The sequence below is a fragment of the Rhodococcus sp. NPDC057014 genome, assembly GCF_042673295.1.
Classification (GTDB): domain Bacteria; phylum Actinomycetota; class Actinomycetes; order Mycobacteriales; family Mycobacteriaceae; genus Rhodococcus_F.
In genome coordinates, this window is sequence record NZ_JBHUSF010000219.1 from 1 (window position 1) to 15,270 (window position 15,270).

At 68.0% G+C, this 15,270-nt stretch carries 19 protein-coding genes; 12 read left to right on the forward strand and 7 right to left on the reverse strand.

Annotated elements, in window-relative coordinates; genetic code table 11:
- The 8 genes from ACFTZB_RS31325 to ACFTZB_RS31360 form a co-directional block, all read left to right on the forward strand.
- A partial coding sequence (locus tag ACFTZB_RS31325; RefSeq protein ID WP_378437452.1) for an acyl-CoA dehydrogenase family protein occupies positions 1-396 on the forward strand: 396 nt, incomplete at its 5' end.
- 124 nt (positions 397-520) lie between these two features.
- Positions 521-1,315, forward strand: coding sequence for an enoyl-CoA hydratase-related protein (locus tag ACFTZB_RS31330; RefSeq protein ID WP_276141358.1), 795 nt, complete (start codon positions 521-523; stop codon positions 1,313-1,315).
- A gap of 29 nt (positions 1,316-1,344) precedes the next feature.
- A complete protein-coding gene (locus tag ACFTZB_RS31335; protein ID WP_378437454.1) occupies positions 1,345-2,079 on the forward strand; it encodes an SDR family NAD(P)-dependent oxidoreductase in 735 nt (244 codons plus the stop codon).
- Between the two features lie 25 nt (positions 2,080-2,104).
- Positions 2,105-3,784 (forward strand): class I adenylate-forming enzyme family protein, encoded by a 1,680-nt coding sequence (locus tag ACFTZB_RS31340; RefSeq protein ID WP_378437457.1) that lies wholly within the window; start codon positions 2,105-2,107, stop codon positions 3,782-3,784.
- Between the two features lie 11 nt (positions 3,785-3,795).
- Positions 3,796-4,989, forward strand: coding sequence for an acyl-CoA dehydrogenase (locus ACFTZB_RS31345; protein ID WP_378437459.1), 1,194 nt, complete (start codon positions 3,796-3,798; stop codon positions 4,987-4,989).
- 12 nt (positions 4,990-5,001) lie between these two features.
- Complete coding sequence (locus ACFTZB_RS31350) at positions 5,002-6,144, forward strand: acyl-CoA dehydrogenase family protein (protein ID WP_378437461.1); 1,143 nt, start codon at positions 5,002-5,004, stop codon at positions 6,142-6,144.
- A gap of 89 nt (positions 6,145-6,233) precedes the next feature.
- A complete protein-coding gene (locus ACFTZB_RS31355) occupies positions 6,234-6,896 on the forward strand; it encodes a TetR/AcrR family transcriptional regulator (protein WP_378437463.1) in 663 nt (220 codons plus the stop codon).
- Positions 6,893-7,492, forward strand: a complete 600-nt coding sequence (locus tag ACFTZB_RS31360) for a hypothetical protein (protein ID WP_378437465.1) — start codon at positions 6,893-6,895, stop codon at positions 7,490-7,492. The genes ACFTZB_RS31355 and ACFTZB_RS31360 overlap by 4 nt, the downstream gene beginning before the upstream one ends.
- Here ACFTZB_RS31360 and ACFTZB_RS31365 read toward each other — a convergent pair.
- The 3 genes from ACFTZB_RS31365 to ACFTZB_RS31375 all read right to left on the reverse strand — a co-directional run bounded on the left by ACFTZB_RS31365 (position 7,489) and on the right by ACFTZB_RS31375 (position 8,372).
- On the reverse strand, positions 7,489-7,746 hold the full coding sequence (locus ACFTZB_RS31365; protein WP_378437467.1) for a Txe/YoeB family addiction module toxin: 258 nt from the start codon (positions 7,744-7,746) through the stop codon (positions 7,489-7,491). The genes ACFTZB_RS31360 and ACFTZB_RS31365 overlap by 4 nt on opposite strands.
- Positions 7,743-7,991: a type II toxin-antitoxin system Phd/YefM family antitoxin gene (locus tag ACFTZB_RS31370; protein ID WP_378437469.1), complete on the reverse strand. Its 249-nt coding sequence runs from the start codon at positions 7,989-7,991 to the stop codon at positions 7,743-7,745. Before ACFTZB_RS31370 ends, ACFTZB_RS31365 begins: the two co-directional genes overlap by 4 nt.
- A 150-nt stretch (positions 7,992-8,141) precedes the next feature.
- Entirely contained in the window at positions 8,142-8,372 is a 231-nt protein-coding gene (locus ACFTZB_RS31375) for a hypothetical protein (RefSeq protein WP_378437472.1), read from the reverse strand.
- A gap of 256 nt (positions 8,373-8,628) precedes the next feature.
- Between ACFTZB_RS31375 and ACFTZB_RS31380 the strand changes: the two genes are divergently transcribed.
- Positions 8,629-10,170: a DUF4118 domain-containing protein gene (locus ACFTZB_RS31380; protein ID WP_378437474.1), complete on the forward strand. Its 1,542-nt coding sequence runs from the start codon at positions 8,629-8,631 to the stop codon at positions 10,168-10,170.
- A gap of 54 nt (positions 10,171-10,224) precedes the next feature.
- The gene (locus ACFTZB_RS31385; protein WP_378437476.1) at positions 10,225-10,641 is read left to right on the forward strand and encodes a LytR/AlgR family response regulator transcription factor; all 417 of its coding nucleotides are present in this window, start codon (positions 10,225-10,227) and stop codon (positions 10,639-10,641) included.
- Here the strand turns inward: ACFTZB_RS31385 and ACFTZB_RS31390 are convergent.
- Positions 10,619-11,254: a response regulator gene (locus ACFTZB_RS31390; RefSeq protein ID WP_378437489.1), complete on the reverse strand. Its 636-nt coding sequence runs from the start codon at positions 11,252-11,254 to the stop codon at positions 10,619-10,621. The two genes, ACFTZB_RS31385 and ACFTZB_RS31390, sit on opposite strands and share 23 nt — an antisense overlap.
- A gap of 349 nt (positions 11,255-11,603) precedes the next feature.
- On the opposite strand from ACFTZB_RS31390, the gene ACFTZB_RS31395 reads away from it, so the two are divergent.
- Positions 11,604-11,888 (forward strand): hypothetical protein, encoded by a 285-nt coding sequence (locus ACFTZB_RS31395; RefSeq protein ID WP_378437478.1) that lies wholly within the window; start codon positions 11,604-11,606, stop codon positions 11,886-11,888.
- 64 nt (positions 11,889-11,952) lie between these two features.
- On the opposite strand, the gene ACFTZB_RS31400 is transcribed toward ACFTZB_RS31395, so the two are convergent.
- Complete coding sequence (locus ACFTZB_RS31400; RefSeq protein ID WP_378437480.1) at positions 11,953-12,258, reverse strand: WhiB family transcriptional regulator; 306 nt, start codon at positions 12,256-12,258, stop codon at positions 11,953-11,955.
- 198 nt (positions 12,259-12,456) lie between these two features.
- Positions 12,457-13,368, reverse strand: coding sequence for an SGNH/GDSL hydrolase family protein (locus tag ACFTZB_RS31405; protein ID WP_378437483.1), 912 nt, complete (start codon positions 13,366-13,368; stop codon positions 12,457-12,459).
- A gap of 93 nt (positions 13,369-13,461) precedes the next feature.
- Between ACFTZB_RS31405 and ACFTZB_RS31410 the strand changes: the two genes are divergently transcribed.
- Positions 13,462-14,322 (forward strand): SDR family oxidoreductase, encoded by an 861-nt coding sequence (locus ACFTZB_RS31410; protein WP_378437485.1) that lies wholly within the window; start codon positions 13,462-13,464, stop codon positions 14,320-14,322.
- A gap of 71 nt (positions 14,323-14,393) precedes the next feature.
- Here ACFTZB_RS31410 and ACFTZB_RS31415 read toward each other — a convergent pair whose 3' ends face one another.
- Positions 14,394-15,149: an IclR family transcriptional regulator gene (locus ACFTZB_RS31415; protein WP_378437487.1), complete on the reverse strand. Its 756-nt coding sequence runs from the start codon at positions 15,147-15,149 to the stop codon at positions 14,394-14,396.
- Positions 15,150-15,270 lie beyond the last annotated feature (121 nt).

Below are 15,270 nucleotides of genomic sequence, written 5' to 3' on the forward strand. Positions count from 1 at the left end.
ATCCAGGGCTGCCTCGACGCGGCCGTCGAGTACGCCCGCGAGCGAACGCAGTTCGACCGCCCCCTCGCGTCGTTCCAGCTCGTGCAGGACCTGATCGCCGACATGTCCGTCGACGCCGACGCCGGGAGGCTGCTCACCTGGCGGGCGGCCGACCTGATCGAGCATGGGGAGCCGTTCGGGACGGCCGCGTCGAAGGCGAAGTACTTCTGCAGTGAGGCCGCGGTTCGTGCCGCCAACAACGCGATCCAGCTGTTCGGCGGGTACGGCTACGTCGACGAGTACCCCGTCGCCAAGTACATGCGCGACGCGCGGGTGATGACGCTGTACGAGGGCACGAGCCAGATCCAGAAGTTGCTGATCGGGCGGGCGGAGACCGGGATCAGCGCCTTCCTCTAGCGGTCGCTGGGGCTGCGTGACCCTTGACACACTCCGCGTAGTGAATGTACGTTCATTCTTACCGAATACCAGTTCACGATTGTTGAACCAACTCTCATAACCGGCTTCCCGGAAAGGAATCACCGTGACCGACTACGAAGACATCACCTACGAGGTCGACGGCCCGGCGGCGGTCGTCACGATCAACCGCCCCGCGCGCTACAACGCATTTCGCGGCAAGACCGTCGAGGAACTGATCAAGGCGTTCCGCTCGGCATGGGCCGACGACACGGTGCAGGCGATCATCCTCACCGGTGCGGGGGAGAAGGCGTTCTGCACGGGCGGCGACGTCAAACAGCGAGCGGAGACCGGCGACTACGGCCCCACCGAGAGCGGCATGTTCGAGATCGGCAACCTGCACAAACTCATCCGCGACGTCCCCAAGCCCGTCATCGCGGCGGTCAACGGCATCGCCGTCGGCGGCGGCCACGTGCTCCACGTACTCTGCGACCTCACCATCGCGTCCGAGACCGCGAAGTTCGGCCAGGCGGGACCGCGTGTGGGCTCGTTCGACGCCGGCTTCGGATCGGCGTTCCTGGCGCGAGTCGTCGGTGAGAAGCGGGCCCGCGAGATCTGGTACCTCTGCCGTCAGTACGACGCCGTCACCGCCGAACGCTGGGGCCTGGTCAACTGGGTCGTTCCCGCGGACCGGTTGCTCGACGAAGCGAAGGCCGTCGCCGCGGAGATCGCCGAGAAGAGCCCCACCACCCTGCGCTTCCTGAAGCAGTCGTTCAACGCCGACACCGACCACCAGGCCGGCCTGAGCAACCTCGCGATGTCTGCGCTCGATCTGTTCACGCATTCACCCGAGGGCCTCGAGGGGGCGACGGCGTTCGCGGAGAAGCGCAAGCCCGAGTTCGCCAAGTACGTGAACGCCTGAGCCCGACACCCACGGGAAGGGGAAACATCATGAGCAACAACATCGCAGTGGTCACCGGCGCGGGATCCGGCATCGGCCGCGCCATCGCGCTCGCGCTCGCCGAGCAGGGCGACCGGGTGGTCGTCGCCGACCTCGACCTGCAGGCCGCGGAGAAGACCGCGGCGGAACGGCCCGACCTGCTTTTTCCGATGACCGTCGACGTCGCCGACCGGACGCAGGTCGACGCCCTGCGGGACCGGGTGGCGGCCGAGGTGGGGGTCGCGAACATCCTCGTCAACGCGGCGGGATGGGACCGCACCGACCAGTTCCTCAACGCCACCACCGAATTCGCCGAGAAGGTCGTCGCCATCAACTACCTCGGGCCCGTGCACATGTGCAGTGCCTTCCTCCCCGGCATGGTGGATGCGGGTAACGGTGGCCGGGTCGTCAACCTCGCCAGCGATGCCGGCCGCGTCGGCAGTGCGGGGGAGAGCATCTACGCGGGCGCGAAGGGCGGTGTGATCGCCCTGTCGAAGTCGCTGGCGCGGGAGATGGCCCGGCACGGGATCAACGTCAACTGCGTGTGCCCCGGCCCGACCGACACGCCGCTGTTCCAGGCGCAGGCGGAGAAGCTGAAAGAGGCTCTGGTCAAGGCCATTCCGTTCCGCAGGCTCGCGCGCCCGGACGAGGTTGCGGCGCCGGTCGTGTTCCTCGCGTCCGAATCCGCATCGTTCATCACCGGCCAGGTGATCAGCGTCAGCGGTGGCCTCACCATGGCCGGCTGACCGGCACCGGGACGGAGGACTCATCATGACGTACACGTACGATGCCCACGCCTATCGTCAGTACTTCGAGCACGACTTCACCTATCTGAACGGCTTCCGGCGCAACACGCACCGGTACGCCGATCGACTCGCGATGCAGTCCCCGTCGACCGGCGAGAGCTGGACGTACGCCGAACTCGGCGACCGGGTCGACCGGCTCGCCACCGGCCTCGCCCGCGCCGGTGTGGGTCCCGGCGAGGTCGTGGCCTACCAATTGTTCAACGGCCCCGAGTTCGCGCAGCTGTACCTGGCCGGGCAGGCCTGCGGGGCAATCGGATCGCCGATGAACTTCCGCCTCGCGTCCGGCGAGACGGCGTTCATCCTCGACGCGAACCGTCCCACGGTGTTCGTCTACGACACCGAGATCGGCGAGATGGTGCGGGACGCGCTGGCGCGCTCCACGCACAAGCCCGCGCTCGTCGTGGCAGTCGGTCCGGGAGAGCCCCTGCCGGGGACCGGCTTCGAGGTGATCCGGTTCGACGACCTCGTCGCCGAGTCGGCGTCGCCGCCGGACGTGACTCGCACGGTGTGGGACGAGACCACCCGGCTGTTCACGTCGGGAACGACCGGCATGCCGAAGGGCGTCCCGCTCAACAGCATGATCGAGATCTTCAGCGCCCACGACGTGATCATGCACTTCCCGCTGACGGCGGAAGACAAGACGCTGAACATGACGCCGTGGTTCCACCGCGGTGGGCTGTACTGTGCCGGACCGAATCCCACGTTCTATCTCGGCGCGTCGCTGGTGGCGCTGCGCAGCTTCGACGCCGATCTCACGCTCGACCACGTCGAGGAGTACGGGCTGACGTTCCTGATCGGCGCCCCGACCAACCTGGCGATGCTCGCTCGTGCCCAGGAGGAGAAGCCCCGCGACCTGTCTACCCTGAAGGGCATCGTCACGATGGGTGCGCCCCTCGAGCGGGAGGCGGCACTGCACTACCAGAAGGTGCTGAACCCGCGAATCTTCAACGGCTACGGCAGCACCGAAGGTTTCTGGAACACCTTCCTCCGGCCCACCGACCTGCCGGACATGGCCGGGACCGCGGGGCGGGCCTGCATCGACGACGACGTCGCCGTGGTCAAGTTGTTCGACGACCGCCTCGCCGACGCCTACGAGACGGTCGCCAGGGACGGAACGGAGATCGGCGAGGTCATCGTCCGCTCCCCGAAGGGCGCCAACGCCTATTTCGATGCCCCGGAGCAGGAGAAGCGGAAGTTCCGGAACGGCTGGCTGCACATCGGCGACCTCGCCACCTGGGACGAGAAGGAGTTCGTGACGATCGTCGGACGCAAGGACGACATGCTCCTGTCCGGCGGCGAGAACGTCCACCCGGTGCAGATCGAGGAAGCGCTGAACGAGCACGCGTCGGTGACGGATTCGCTCGTCGTCGGTGTTCCGGACGACAAGTGGGGACAGGTCGTCGTCGCCTACGTCGTCGCCACCGCGCCGGTCCCGTCCGCCGACGAACTGGACGACTTCTGCCGCAGACACCCGATGCTGTCGCAGTTCAAGCGGCCCCGTGCCTACCGCTTCGTCGAATCGCTTCCCGTGTCGGCGACGGGAAAGAAGCTGCACTACAAGGCAACCGACACCGCGCGCAGGGAGTTCGAGAGCGGGGCTTTCGTCATCCCGGGCACCCGCGGATCCCAGACCATCGGCTCGTAAAGGACACCGTCATGACCACCCACTCACCAGCGCGGCCTTTCAGCGCCGTCGACCCTCTCGGCATCGACTCGCTGTACTCGGACGACGAACTCGCCGTGCGCGACACCGTCCGGAAATTCTGCGCCGAACACGTCACCCCGCACATCGCCGACTGGTTCGAGGCCGGCGACGTGCCGGGAGCCCGCGAACTGGCGAAAGAGTTCGGCAAGCTCGGGGTCCTCGGCATGCACCTCGAGGGCTACGGATGCGGCGGATCCTCGGCCGTCCACTACGGCCTCGCCTGCCTCGAACTCGAGGCCTGCGACTCCGGCATCCGCTCCCTCGTGTCGGTGCAGGGCTCGCTCGCGATGTTCTCGATCTGGAACAACGGCTCCGAAGAGCAGAAGAATCAGTGGCTACCCGGCATGGCGGCGGGCGAGATCATCGGCTGCTTCGGTCTCACCGAACCCGATGCCGGCTCCGACCCGGCGTCGATGTCGACCCGCGCCAAGCGGGACGGCTCGGACTGGATCCTGAACGGCCGCAAGATGTGGATCACCAACGGCAGCATCGCCGACGTCGCGGTGGTGTGGGCGGCCACCGACGACGGGATCCGCGGATTCATCGTTCCGACCGACACCCCGGGTTTCAGCGCGCCCCTGATCAAGCACAAGATGTCGTTGCGCGCCTCGGTCACCAGCGAACTGGTGCTGGATGACGTGCGACTGCCCGAATCGGCGATGCTCCCCGGCGCCCGCGGGGTGCGCGCCCCGCTCAGCAGCCTGTCCGAGGCGCGCTACGGCATCGTGTGGGGAGCGATGGGCGCGGCGCGGTCCGCGTGGGAGGCCGCCCTGCAGTACTCGAAGGACCGCGCCCAGTTCGGACGGCCCATCGGCGGATTCCAGCTCACGCAGGCCAAGCTGGCCGACATGGCGGTGGAACTGCACAAGGGGCAGCTGCTGTCGCTGCACCTCGGCAGGCTGAAGGACACGACCGGGCTGCGACCGGACCAGGTCAGCTTCGGCAAACTCAACAACACGCGTGAGGCCATCGAGATCTGCCGCACGGCGCGCACCATCCTGGGCGGCAACGGAATCTCCCTGGAGTTCCCCGTCATCCGGCACATGGTCAACCTCGAATCGGTCCTGACCTACGAGGGGACACCCGAGATGCATCAGCTGGTTCTCGGGCAGGCCTTCACCGGCGAGAACGCGTTCCGCGGATAGGAGACGAACACCATGACCATCGAATACGAATCCGAGCACCAGCAGTTCCGGGACAGCGTCCGCAGCTTCGTTCGCGAGCGGATCGTCCCGCGGCACGAGCAGTGGGAGAGCGAAAGCTGCCTCGACCCGGCACTGTTCACCGACGCGGGTAAGCAGGGGCTGCTCGGCTTCCCGGTCCCCGAGGCGTACGGAGGTCCCGGCGTCGAGGACTTCCGCTACAACGCGATCGTCGTCGACGAGGTCAACCGGGCGGGCGCCGCCGCCGCGGGTATCGCGTTCTCCCTGCAGAACGACGTCGTGCTGCCGTACCTGACGGACATGACGACCGAGGAACAGAAGGCCCGCTGGCTTCCCGGGACCGTGACCGGGGAGACGATTCTCGGCATCGCGATGACCGAGCCGGGCACCGGCAGCGACCTCACCGGCATCCGCACCACGGCGGTCCGCGAAAGCGAGCACTACGTGGTGAACGGCAGCAAGACGTTCATCTCCAACGGCCAGAACGGCACGCTCGTCGTCGTTGCCGTGCGCACGTCGCCGGACAAGCACAAGGGGCTGTCGCTGCTCGTCGTCGAGTCGGACACGCCCGGGTTCTCCCGTGGCCGCAACCTGGAGAAGATCGGGTTGCACGCGCAGGACACCAGCGAGCTGACGTTCACCGACATGCGCGTTCCGGTGGCCAACCTGCTCGGGGAGGAGGGGCAGGGCTTCTATCAGCTCGTCCACAACCTGCCGCAGGAGCGGCTGTCCCTGTCCGTCGGCGCCGTCGCGGCCGCCGAAGGAGTCCTCGAGCAGACCCTGGCGTACGTGAAGGAACGCAGCGCGTTCGGGCGTCCGATCGCCGGATTCCAGAACACCCAATTCGTTCTCGCGGAACTGGCCACGGAACTCGACCTGGCCCGCACCTACCTCGACGACTGCATCCGCCAGCACGTCCGCGGAGACCTGACCGCGGCCCGTGCGGCGCGGCTCAAGTGGTGGACCACCGAACTGCAGGTTCGCGTCGCCGACCGGTGCCTGCAACTCCACGGCGGGTACGGCTACATGCGCGAGTACGCGGTGGCGCGCGCGTTCGTGGACGCGCGGATCCAGACCATCTACGGCGGCACCACCGAGATCATGAAGACGATCGTCGCGAAGGATCTCGGCATCTGACACGGACCGGACTGCGGTTCCGGTCCCGCGCGGGATACTGTGAATACCCATTCACCGCAGGTTCTGCCACCAAGGAGAGGTCATCTGTCATGGCGAAGGACACGTCCGCCCTTCCACTCGACGAGGCGGTCCGCGCCGTCCGCGTCAGCTCGCGTCGACGTCAGGTGCTCGACGCCGCTGTCACGGTGATGCAGCGGACCGGGTTCCATCAGATGTCCATGCAGGCGCTCGCCGACGAGGCGCAGGTGAGCGTGGGGCTGATCTACAAGTACTTCGGCGGCAAGGAGGAGATCCTCCTCGCCACGATCGTCGACATCCTCGACGCGTTCCGTGATCAGCTCGAGCCCGCGATGGACGCCGCGGGAACCGACCCCATCGAGCGGCTGGCCGCCGGGTTCCGGCGGTTCGTCGAGATCGTCGACGAGAATCTGGACGCCGTCGTGCTGACATACCGGGAGAGCCGGACCCTCGACCAGGACGGGCGTGAGCGGATCAAGGAACTCGAGGTGGCGACGTCCACACCGCTCCACGACGCCCTCGAAGCCGCGATCGCCTCCGGGATCGCCGGCGACCTCGACGTCGACCTGACGACGTTCGACATGATGATGCTCGCGCACGGGTGGGCGCTCAAGCACTGGCATTTCGCGCCCCGCTATACCGTCGACCAATACATCACGGCGCAAACACGATTCATTCTCCGCACCGTCCTGTCGGATCGGAGCGCCGCAGCGTACCGGCACCTGACCGAATGACCCGATGGCGTTTCGACGGTGAGATCACCGGCCTGGGCACCGGGGCGGGAGTCCGCATCGTCGTCGGCCACTGGTCCCGATCGCCGCTCGGGGAGTTCACCGACGTGATGATCGAACACGCCGACGGCCTGCGGGTGCTCCTCGCGCCGTCGGACGCCGTCCGCGATTTCGTCACCGCGACGTACACCTTCGACCGGACGGTGATCACGCCCGTCCGCTACACGCGATCCGGCGACAGTCGAGTGGTCCAGGCAGGCGACCTGCACGTGCGGTTCGAGGTCGGGGCCCGCACCCCGCTCGGACACCTGCTGAATCTGGTGCCGCGTCCCGTCGCGAGCGCGCCGTGGTTCTGCGCGGTCAGCGACCCGATCGCCCGTGTCGTTCTCCGCGGGGTGCGCACCCGTGGCAGTGCGGGCAACGGGCGTCGCGAGTTCTACGGCGCCGTCGACCAGCGGCGGCTGGCCGGAATGTCCGCCACCTGGTGCGGCGAGAACCTCGGCGCCCTGACGCCGGTCGATCCGCCTGTCCGGTTCGGGTTCGGCTCCACCCCGCGGACCCCGGCGGTCACGTCGATCGTCACCACGATCGACGGCTAGTCGTAGTGGTAGCGGGCCTGCTGTACGACGACAGTGTCGTCGACGATCACGTACACCAGGCGATGCTCGTGGGTGATGCGCCGAGACCACACGTTGTCTTCCATGTGGCGGAGCCGTTCGGGTTTTCCGATCCCCTGGTAGGGCGACCGTTTGATGTCCTTGATCAGCGCGTTGATCTTGGCGAGAACCTTCCGATCGTTGGTCAGCCAGTACGTGTAGTCGTCCCAGCCGTCGTCGGTGAAGGCGGTCTTCACTCGATCAGTTCCCTGTCGGTGTATTCACCGCGCCGGGTCGCCTCCAGGCTGCGGAACAGCCGGCGAGCGTTCGCCGGGCTGGCCAACAGGTAGGCGGTCTCCATGATGGAGTCGTAGTCGTCCTTCGAGATCAGGACTGCGTTGCCGTTCTTCGACACGATCTCCACCGGGGTGTGGTCCTCGTTCACCTGGCTGACCAAGCCGAACAGATTTTTCCGGGCGTCGGTGGCGGTAATAGCGGACATGGGTCACCTTCTTTTCCTCGCATCGCAGGCGGGGCCGCACCTGCCGTGGGCAAGCGATACCCGACGCTGCCAGGATACCATGTACGTACTTGATCTGGTACGTAATGAAGGCGTGAACGACGTCATTTGTGGACACGAAATCCTCGTGATCTAGTCGAAGAGCGTGGGCGCCTCTCCCGGCTGATCACGGGCGGGTGGTACCTCGCCCGCCGGGCTCGTCGCCTTGTGCACCACCGACAGCGTCGTCGTCCGGACCGACAGTCGATGTCCGTCGGGATGCTGCAGTGAAGCCATGCCCTTGCTGACCTCGACGACCAGCCAGGGGCCGGCGTGACCGGACGCCTGCACCAGATCACCCACCTGTATCTGTACGGCTACCACCGCGTCCTCCCAAGGTCTACTGCTTCGGCCTGTGCCCAGCGTAGCGACATCGGCCTCTGTCAGCCGACCAACGGGAGCAAGCCGTCGAGACGGGGAAGGTCACCTCGATATGATGCACATCGAGGTCTGTCCGAGAACTCCACGACTGATCCGAGCAAGCACGATGACGCGACAGTGGTCACGGTGGTCGATCGGAGCGCTGTCACGGCGCGACGCGTCGTCCCACTTCGGGGCTTTCGATGCGGACACACGAGAAATGCCTGCGCGTCTGACAGCGCTCCTGGTGCGCCCGACCACCCCTCCGCTGTGGCTGGGCATCGTGGTCGCCGCCACCGTGATCACCGTGGAAACCGTTGTGGTGCACCAGCTCGACACGGTTGCGCCCCAGAACGCCTTCGGTGCGGTGTTCCTGCTCGGAGTCCTGGTGGTCTCGGCGCGCTGGGGATTCGTGCTGTCGGTGATGACGACGTTGGTCAGCGCAGTCGTCTACGTCTACTTCCACCTCCAGGTGGCGGGGTCCCTGCTTCCGACCAAACCCGGCGACTGGGTGGCCATCCTGGTCTTCCTGCCCGTCGCGCTGGTGGCCAACCTGATGGCCGGGCAGGCCAGGTTGCGCACCGCCGAGGCGGTCCTGCGCCGGCGCGAGGCCGAGGTCAGCCGCGACGAACTCGGGATCCTCGCCGCACACCAGGCCGCACTGCGCCGGGTGGCGACACTGGCGGCGCGTGGGGTGAGCCCACCGGAAGTGTTCACCGCGGTCGCCGAGGAACTCGCGCTCTGGCTGCACGTGGTCAACGCCGTGCTCCTTCGCGACGACGGGGACGGCACCGGGACCTTGGTCGCCGTGCGATACGAGCCGGGGGTCACCGGGATGTCGGTCACCGGAGACAAGATCCCGATGGAGGGCGACGACGTCGGGGCGATCGTTCTCCGCACCGGCCGTGCCGCCCGGATCGACAACCACGAACACGTCGGCGGCGAAGTCGCGACCCGCATTCGCGAGGGAGGCTTCGGGTCGATCGTGGGAGTCCCGATCGTCGTGGACTCCCGGGTGTGGGGTGCGGCGATCGTCGGATCGCGGCGCGCCGAGCCGCTGCCACCGGACACCGAGGCGCGGCTCGGTGACTTCGCCGATCTCGTCGCGACCGCGATCGCCAATGCGGTGACCCGTGCCGAACTGCTCGCCTCGCGCGCGAGGATCGTCGCGGCCTCCGACGAGGCCCGGCGTCGCCTGGAACGCGATCTGCACGACGGGGCTCAGCAGCGACTGGTGTCGCTGGGGCTCGAGGTGCGGATGACGGAGGCATCGGTGCCTGCCGAATGGGTGGACGTGAAGGAACAGCTGTCGGCCATCGCGTCGGGGTTGAAGGGGGTGTCGGAGGATCTTCGCGAACTCTCGCACGGAATCCATCCTGCGATCCTGTCGAAGGGGGGACTGGGATCGGCGGTGCGGACGCTGGCACGTCGCTCGGCGGTCCCCGTCTCCCTCGACGTCGCCGTCGAGGACCGCTTCGCGGAATCGGTGGAGGTAGCCGCCTACTACGTGGTCGCCGAGGCGCTCACCAACGCCGCCAAGCACGCGCGAGCCTCCGAGGTGCACGTGTCGCTGGGAACGGAGGACGGCATGCTCCACCTCGTGATCCGGGACGACGGCGTCGGCGGTGCCTCGTCTGCCGCGGGCTCCGGTCTCCTCGGCTTGCAGGACCGCGTCGAGGCCCTCGGCGGCCACCTGCGGATCACGAGTCCGCCGGGCCACGGCACCACGCTGGACATCACCATCCCGGTCGCCGGCGAGTGAACGAGGGGATTTTCCTGCTAGCGGGAATGCGTATCCGGGAGGATCGGGTCGACGATGGACGGCATGGTGGTGCAGCACGGTCGTCCACGATGCCTGATCGTCGATGACAGCCCGTGTTTTCTGGACAGTGCTCGGCGACTGCTCGAGCAGCAGGGCATCCCCGTGGTCGGCACGGTGACGAACACCGCCGATGCGGTGCGGACGACCGCGGAACTGCAGCCCGACGTCGTTCTCGTCGATGTCGAACTGGGTGCGGAGAGCGGATTCGACCTCGCGCGGCGGCTCGACGAATCGTGCGCAGCGGCGGTGATCCTGACCTCCACGCACGCCGAGCAGGACCTGGCCGACCTGATCTCCGCGAGTCCGGCGGTGGGATTCGTGTCGAAGACCGAGCTGTCGTCGGACGCCGTCCGGGATCTGCTCGACCCTGCAGATCTCGCGGCTCCGGTCAGCGAGCCTCGAGAAAGGTGACGACCGCGAGAACCCGTCGGTGATCGTCGCCGGTCTCCGGGAGGTTCAGTTTGGTCAGGATGCTGCGCACGTGCTTTTCGACGGTTCCCTCGGTGACCCACAGTCGGCGGGCGATGCCGGCGTTGGAACGTCCTTCCGCCATGAGGGCCAGAACCTCCCGCTCCCGCGCGCTGAGTGCCGCGAGCGGGTCGTTGCGCCGACGGGCGGAGACCAACTCCTGCACCAGTGCCGGGTCGACGACGGAGGCCCCCGCGGCGATGCGCTGCAGGGTGTCGATGAAATCGTCGACGTCGGTGATGCGGCTCTTGAGCAGATAGCCGATTCCCCGGCCGCTGGCCAGTAGTTCCATCGCGTGCTCGACATCGGCGTGCGCCGACAGCACCAGGATGCCGACTTCGGGGAACTCGTCCCGTATCACCCGGGCGGCGTCGAGGCCCTCGGTGGTGTGGGTTGGGGGCATCCGGATGTCGACCACCACCAGGTCGGGCGTCCGTGTGCGGACCAGGTCGAGGAGAGTGGTTGCGTCGCCCGTCTGCTCCAGGACATCGAAGCCGGAGCGGGCGAGCAGGCTCGCCACACCCTCGCGGAGCAGAACGTCGTCCTCGGCCAGCATCACCCGCACCCGTGGCGTCGCCGGCTCGGACCGCGCCGCCGGAGGATGGAATTCGGCCATCGTCGACCCCGAGTTTCCGCGTCGTCCGAGAGAGAGCGCCCGATCACCGTCGAAGTGATCGACTTCGAGCGTACGTCATCGGTATCCCGCCGACACGCCACGACGCGGTCTGCACACGCGGGCGGGTAATGGAATTGCAGCTACCCGGAAGACCGGGATTGCGGCTGGCAGCCCCGGCTACCACCTGCTGGCGGTGGCGACTCCGGGCCGCGTTCGGACGAGAATTTTCATCAATGGTCGTTCGATCATCGACCCGATCACAGCTCCAGAGACACGAAAGGTGAGAACAATGTACAAGCTCGCAATCCGCGCGGCGGTCGCCGCAGCCGCAATCGCACCCCTGATCGTCCTCGGCGCCGGAACCGCCTCCGCGGCAACGGTAACCGACAGCGTTGCTACGCCCGCCGCGCGGGTCGTGCCGGATGCGGGGCCCGTGACCGACGTGCCGCAGTCGGGCTTCCCCTGGGGCTGGCCGGGAACCTACGGGCCCCAACGACCGGAGGCCGGCCCATTCTTCGGGGGCTTCGGCGGGTTCGGCCACTTCGGTGGTTTCGGTGGCCACGGCATGTTCTAGCTCGCGGGCGAATTCGTATCGGCCCCAGCCACGTTCGAGAACCGCTCCTCGCGTGCGGAACCGGTCAGCGCCGCCCGCCGGAGCGGGTTCGGCGGGCGTGGCGTCGGCGGTCGGCCTCGGTCATGCCACCCCAGATTCCGTACGGTTCGTCCGCGGTGAGGGCGTGGTCGCGGCACTGGGCGAGGACTGGGCAGTCTTCGCAGATCTGCCGGGCGTTCGCCTCGCGGCGGGCCCGGGCGCGACCGCGTTCGCCGTCGGGGGAGAAGAACACCGACGATGCGACTCCGCGGCATGCGGCCACCTCGCGCCACTCCTCGTGGTGGGGTGCGGCCGCGGGGGCCCGTATTCCTGACGTTTCTGCCAACAGCACTGCGGTCCTTCCGTTCCCGGCCCGTGGACGATCCACGCGTCGGGAAACAGATGTCGTTTTCTTTATGTGAGTGTCGGTATCGGTTACGGCCGTTGCCGGATAACAAACCGTACGACCCGTTTGAAGGGTATACCGGATGGCGCCCGGGTGTGCCACCAGGTCGGGCGTCCAGCGGTGCCTGCGCGCGACGCCCGCTGGTCAGGGAAGGGCTGCGACGATGAGCGAGGCCATCGCTCTGTGCCCTTCGTGGGTGGGGTGCAGGGGCATCGTGAACGATCGGGGGACGAGGCCCTCGAACCAGCGTCGACCGGCGCACGCGTCGTGCCCCACCGCGGCGGCGGCAACGTCGACGAACCGGGCGCCGTTCGCGCGCGCCGCATCGGCGAGAACGGCGTTCATTCTCGCGAAGAACTGCACGACGAAGGCGGCGTCGGCGTCGCTCGCGGGGATGTAGGGCCAGCAGCCGCGGTCGCCGAAGATGCCGCCGTGCCCCACCAGGAGCACAGTTGCCGCGGGCGCCTTCGCGGCGATGGCGGCCAGGGTCGCGGACACCTTCGGGCCGAGCGCGGTGAGGGCGTCGTTCATGCGCCGGGCCGTGGTGGCGTCGGAGCGACATTTCGCGTCGAATCCCGGGGCGGGCGTGTAGCAGGGCTCGACCAGCGACGACCACGCGATGTCGTTTCCGCCGATGCTGACGGTGACGAGCGTCGTGTCCGGCTGGAGCGCCCCGATCTGCGGTGGCTGCGGGCCGGTCACGGTGAATTGCGTTGTCGTCGTGATGTTCTCGGTCTTCGCGCCAGCGCACGCCCGGCTGACATAGGATTCCGCGCTCAGGGTGTCGGCGACGATCTGCGGGTACGCGTCGGACGTGCGGAAGCACCCGTTTCGAATCGACAGCAGATCCTGCGGCGACCCGGTGGCTCGCGAATCCCCCAACGCGACGTACCGGACGGCGGGGTCCGGCGCGGCGTCGGCCACGGCCGGTTGCAACCACGGGAGCGTGAGCGCCACCGCGCACGCGACGACGGCGGAGGGCAGGCCCCGCTTCACGGGACCGCTTCGAGGGCGACCGGATCGTGCGGGCCCGGCGGGTTTTTCGTCATCACTCATCTTATTTCCGCCCGCCGGATATCGCCTGACTTCGACGGACTCGGAGAAAATCGGGCTACCGACGTAACTCAGATACTGCTAGTCTCCGGAACCATGGGAATCTTCAGCGGACGGAATTACCCCGAGATCGACCCGGACGGTGCGGTCGTCGTCGTGACCGGGGGAGGGCGGGGCATCGGACGCGCCACTGCGGAACTGTTCGCCGCCAGGGGCGCGACCGTGTGCATCGGCGACCTCGATCGTGCGGTCGCAGACGAGGCCGCGGCGGCGATCGGCGCCCGCGCGTACACGGTGGACGTCGCTTCCGCGGAGTCGTGGCGGCAGTTCGCCGACGACGTGCTCGCGGACCGCGGCCGCATCGACGTGCTGGTCAACAACGCCGGCGTCATGCCGCTCGGCGGGTTTCTCGACGAATCCGGCGAGACCAGCCGGATGACGATGAACGTCAACGTGTGGGGACCGCTGCACGGCATGCGAACGGTGTTGCCCGGCATGATCGAGCGCGGTCGTGGCCACATCGTGAATGTCGCATCCATGGCAGGCAAACTGCCCGTGCCCGGGATGGCCGTCTACAACGCCAGCAAGTTCGGGGCGGTGGGACTGTCGGCCGCCGTTCGCGCCGAGTTCGCTCCGGCCGGTGTCAGCGTGAGCACCGTCCTTCCCAGCGCGGTGCGCACCGGGCTGGCGTCGGGGGTGCCGCTGGGCGGTGGGATGCCGACAGTCGACCCCGAGGACGTGGCGGACGCCATCGTCCGGACGCTCGAGCATCGTCGCGCCGAAACCGCGGTGCCCCGTTACCTCGCCGGGTGGGACCTGATCTACGCCGTGGTTCCGGAGCGCCTCCTCGACCTCGGACGTCGGCTGGTCGACGACCGGCGGGCACTCACCGCCGTCGACCCCGCCGGGCGTGCCGAATACGACCGTCGCCTCGCCCGGCAGTCGCGGTCGACGTGAGCGGCAAAGAGTGCCCCGGCACTCTTTGCCACTCACCTGCGGCGTGACCGAAGCGCCAGTACCGCGTGACGTCAGGCCATCAGCGGGGCGAGCCGTTCCGCGTGCTCCCGCAGTGACGGGACGTGCCGCAGCATGAGGTGTTCGTGATCGACGTGCCCCGACAGTGCCAGACTGCCGACGAGCGCCCCCGTTCCGGACCGGACGGGGACGGCGACGCACGCCGACGCGTCCCGCAGCTCCGCGAGCTGGGTGGCGAACCCCTGGTTCCGGATCAGGTCCAGATTCGCCAACAGTTCACTGCGCACGACGATCGTGCGGGCCGTCAGCGCCCGCGGCTCCCAGCGGGGGATCACGGATTCGAGTTCCGACTTCTCCGCGAGGAGAAGCTTCCCGACCGCGCACGCGTAGAGGTGCCGGTTGAGGAACGACTCGTCCTCCGGCGGCGGGTATTCGGGGTCGGTGTCGGCGGTGCGGACGGCGACGTTGGTGTAGTAGAAGAGGTGGACTCCGAAGCGCACCGACAGTCGAAGCTCGGCCAGGACCTCCCGCGCCGCCGCACACACGGTGGGCACCACGGCGGCGTCGACGAGGACCCCGATCTTCTGGCCCAGGGCGAACCCCGACAGGTCGGGGAGCCGCACCACATAGCCTTCGCCGACGAGGATGTTGAGCAGCCGGTACGTGGTCGCCGACGGCATCGACAGGCGGGCCGCGATGTCTTTCGCCGTGACGCCCGAACCGGCGCGGGCCACTTCCTCGAGCACCCGCAGCGCGCTGGTGACGGCCTTCGGCTGCCGCCCCGACAGGGCCCTGTCGTCGGCGTTCACCGGCGGACCTCCCACGGGCGGTAGCGGCCCAGCAGGTCGTCGGCCACGGCCTCGTCGTACACACCCATCCGTTCTCCGATTCCGGGGGATCGCCTGGCGCGGATCGCGAACACCGCGGCGC

Excerpts from the sequence above, each read along its gene's own strand:
- ACFTZB_RS31335 (WP_378437454.1), top strand. The coding sequence starts at position 1,345 with ATGAGCAACAACATCGCAGTGGTCACCGGCGCGGGATCCGGCATCGGC.
- ACFTZB_RS31340 (WP_378437457.1), top strand. The coding sequence starts at position 2,105 with ATGACGTACACGTACGATGCCCACGCCTATCGTCAGTACTTCGAGCAC.
- ACFTZB_RS31345 (WP_378437459.1), top strand. The coding sequence starts at position 3,796 with ATGACCACCCACTCACCAGCGCGGCCTTTCAGCGCCGTCGACCCTCTC.
- ACFTZB_RS31350 (WP_378437461.1), top strand. The coding sequence starts at position 5,002 with ATGACCATCGAATACGAATCCGAGCACCAGCAGTTCCGGGACAGCGTC.
- ACFTZB_RS31355 (WP_378437463.1), top strand. The coding sequence starts at position 6,234 with ATGGCGAAGGACACGTCCGCCCTTCCACTCGACGAGGCGGTCCGCGCC.
- ACFTZB_RS31360 (WP_378437465.1), top strand. The coding sequence starts at position 6,893 with ATGACCCGATGGCGTTTCGACGGTGAGATCACCGGCCTGGGCACCGGG.
- ACFTZB_RS31370 (WP_378437469.1), bottom strand. The coding sequence starts at position 7,991 with ATGTCCGCTATTACCGCCACCGACGCCCGGAAAAATCTGTTCGGCTTG.
- ACFTZB_RS31380 (WP_378437474.1), top strand. The coding sequence starts at position 8,629 with ATGCCTGCGCGTCTGACAGCGCTCCTGGTGCGCCCGACCACCCCTCCG.
- ACFTZB_RS31385 (WP_378437476.1), top strand. The coding sequence starts at position 10,225 with ATGGACGGCATGGTGGTGCAGCACGGTCGTCCACGATGCCTGATCGTC.
- ACFTZB_RS31390 (WP_378437489.1), bottom strand. The coding sequence starts at position 11,254 with ATGCTGGCCGAGGACGACGTTCTGCTCCGCGAGGGTGTGGCGAGCCTG.
- ACFTZB_RS31395 (WP_378437478.1), top strand. The coding sequence starts at position 11,604 with ATGTACAAGCTCGCAATCCGCGCGGCGGTCGCCGCAGCCGCAATCGCA.
- ACFTZB_RS31405 (WP_378437483.1), bottom strand. The coding sequence starts at position 13,368 with ATGAGTGATGACGAAAAACCCGCCGGGCCCGCACGATCCGGTCGCCCT.
- ACFTZB_RS31410 (WP_378437485.1), top strand. The coding sequence starts at position 13,462 with ATGGGAATCTTCAGCGGACGGAATTACCCCGAGATCGACCCGGACGGT.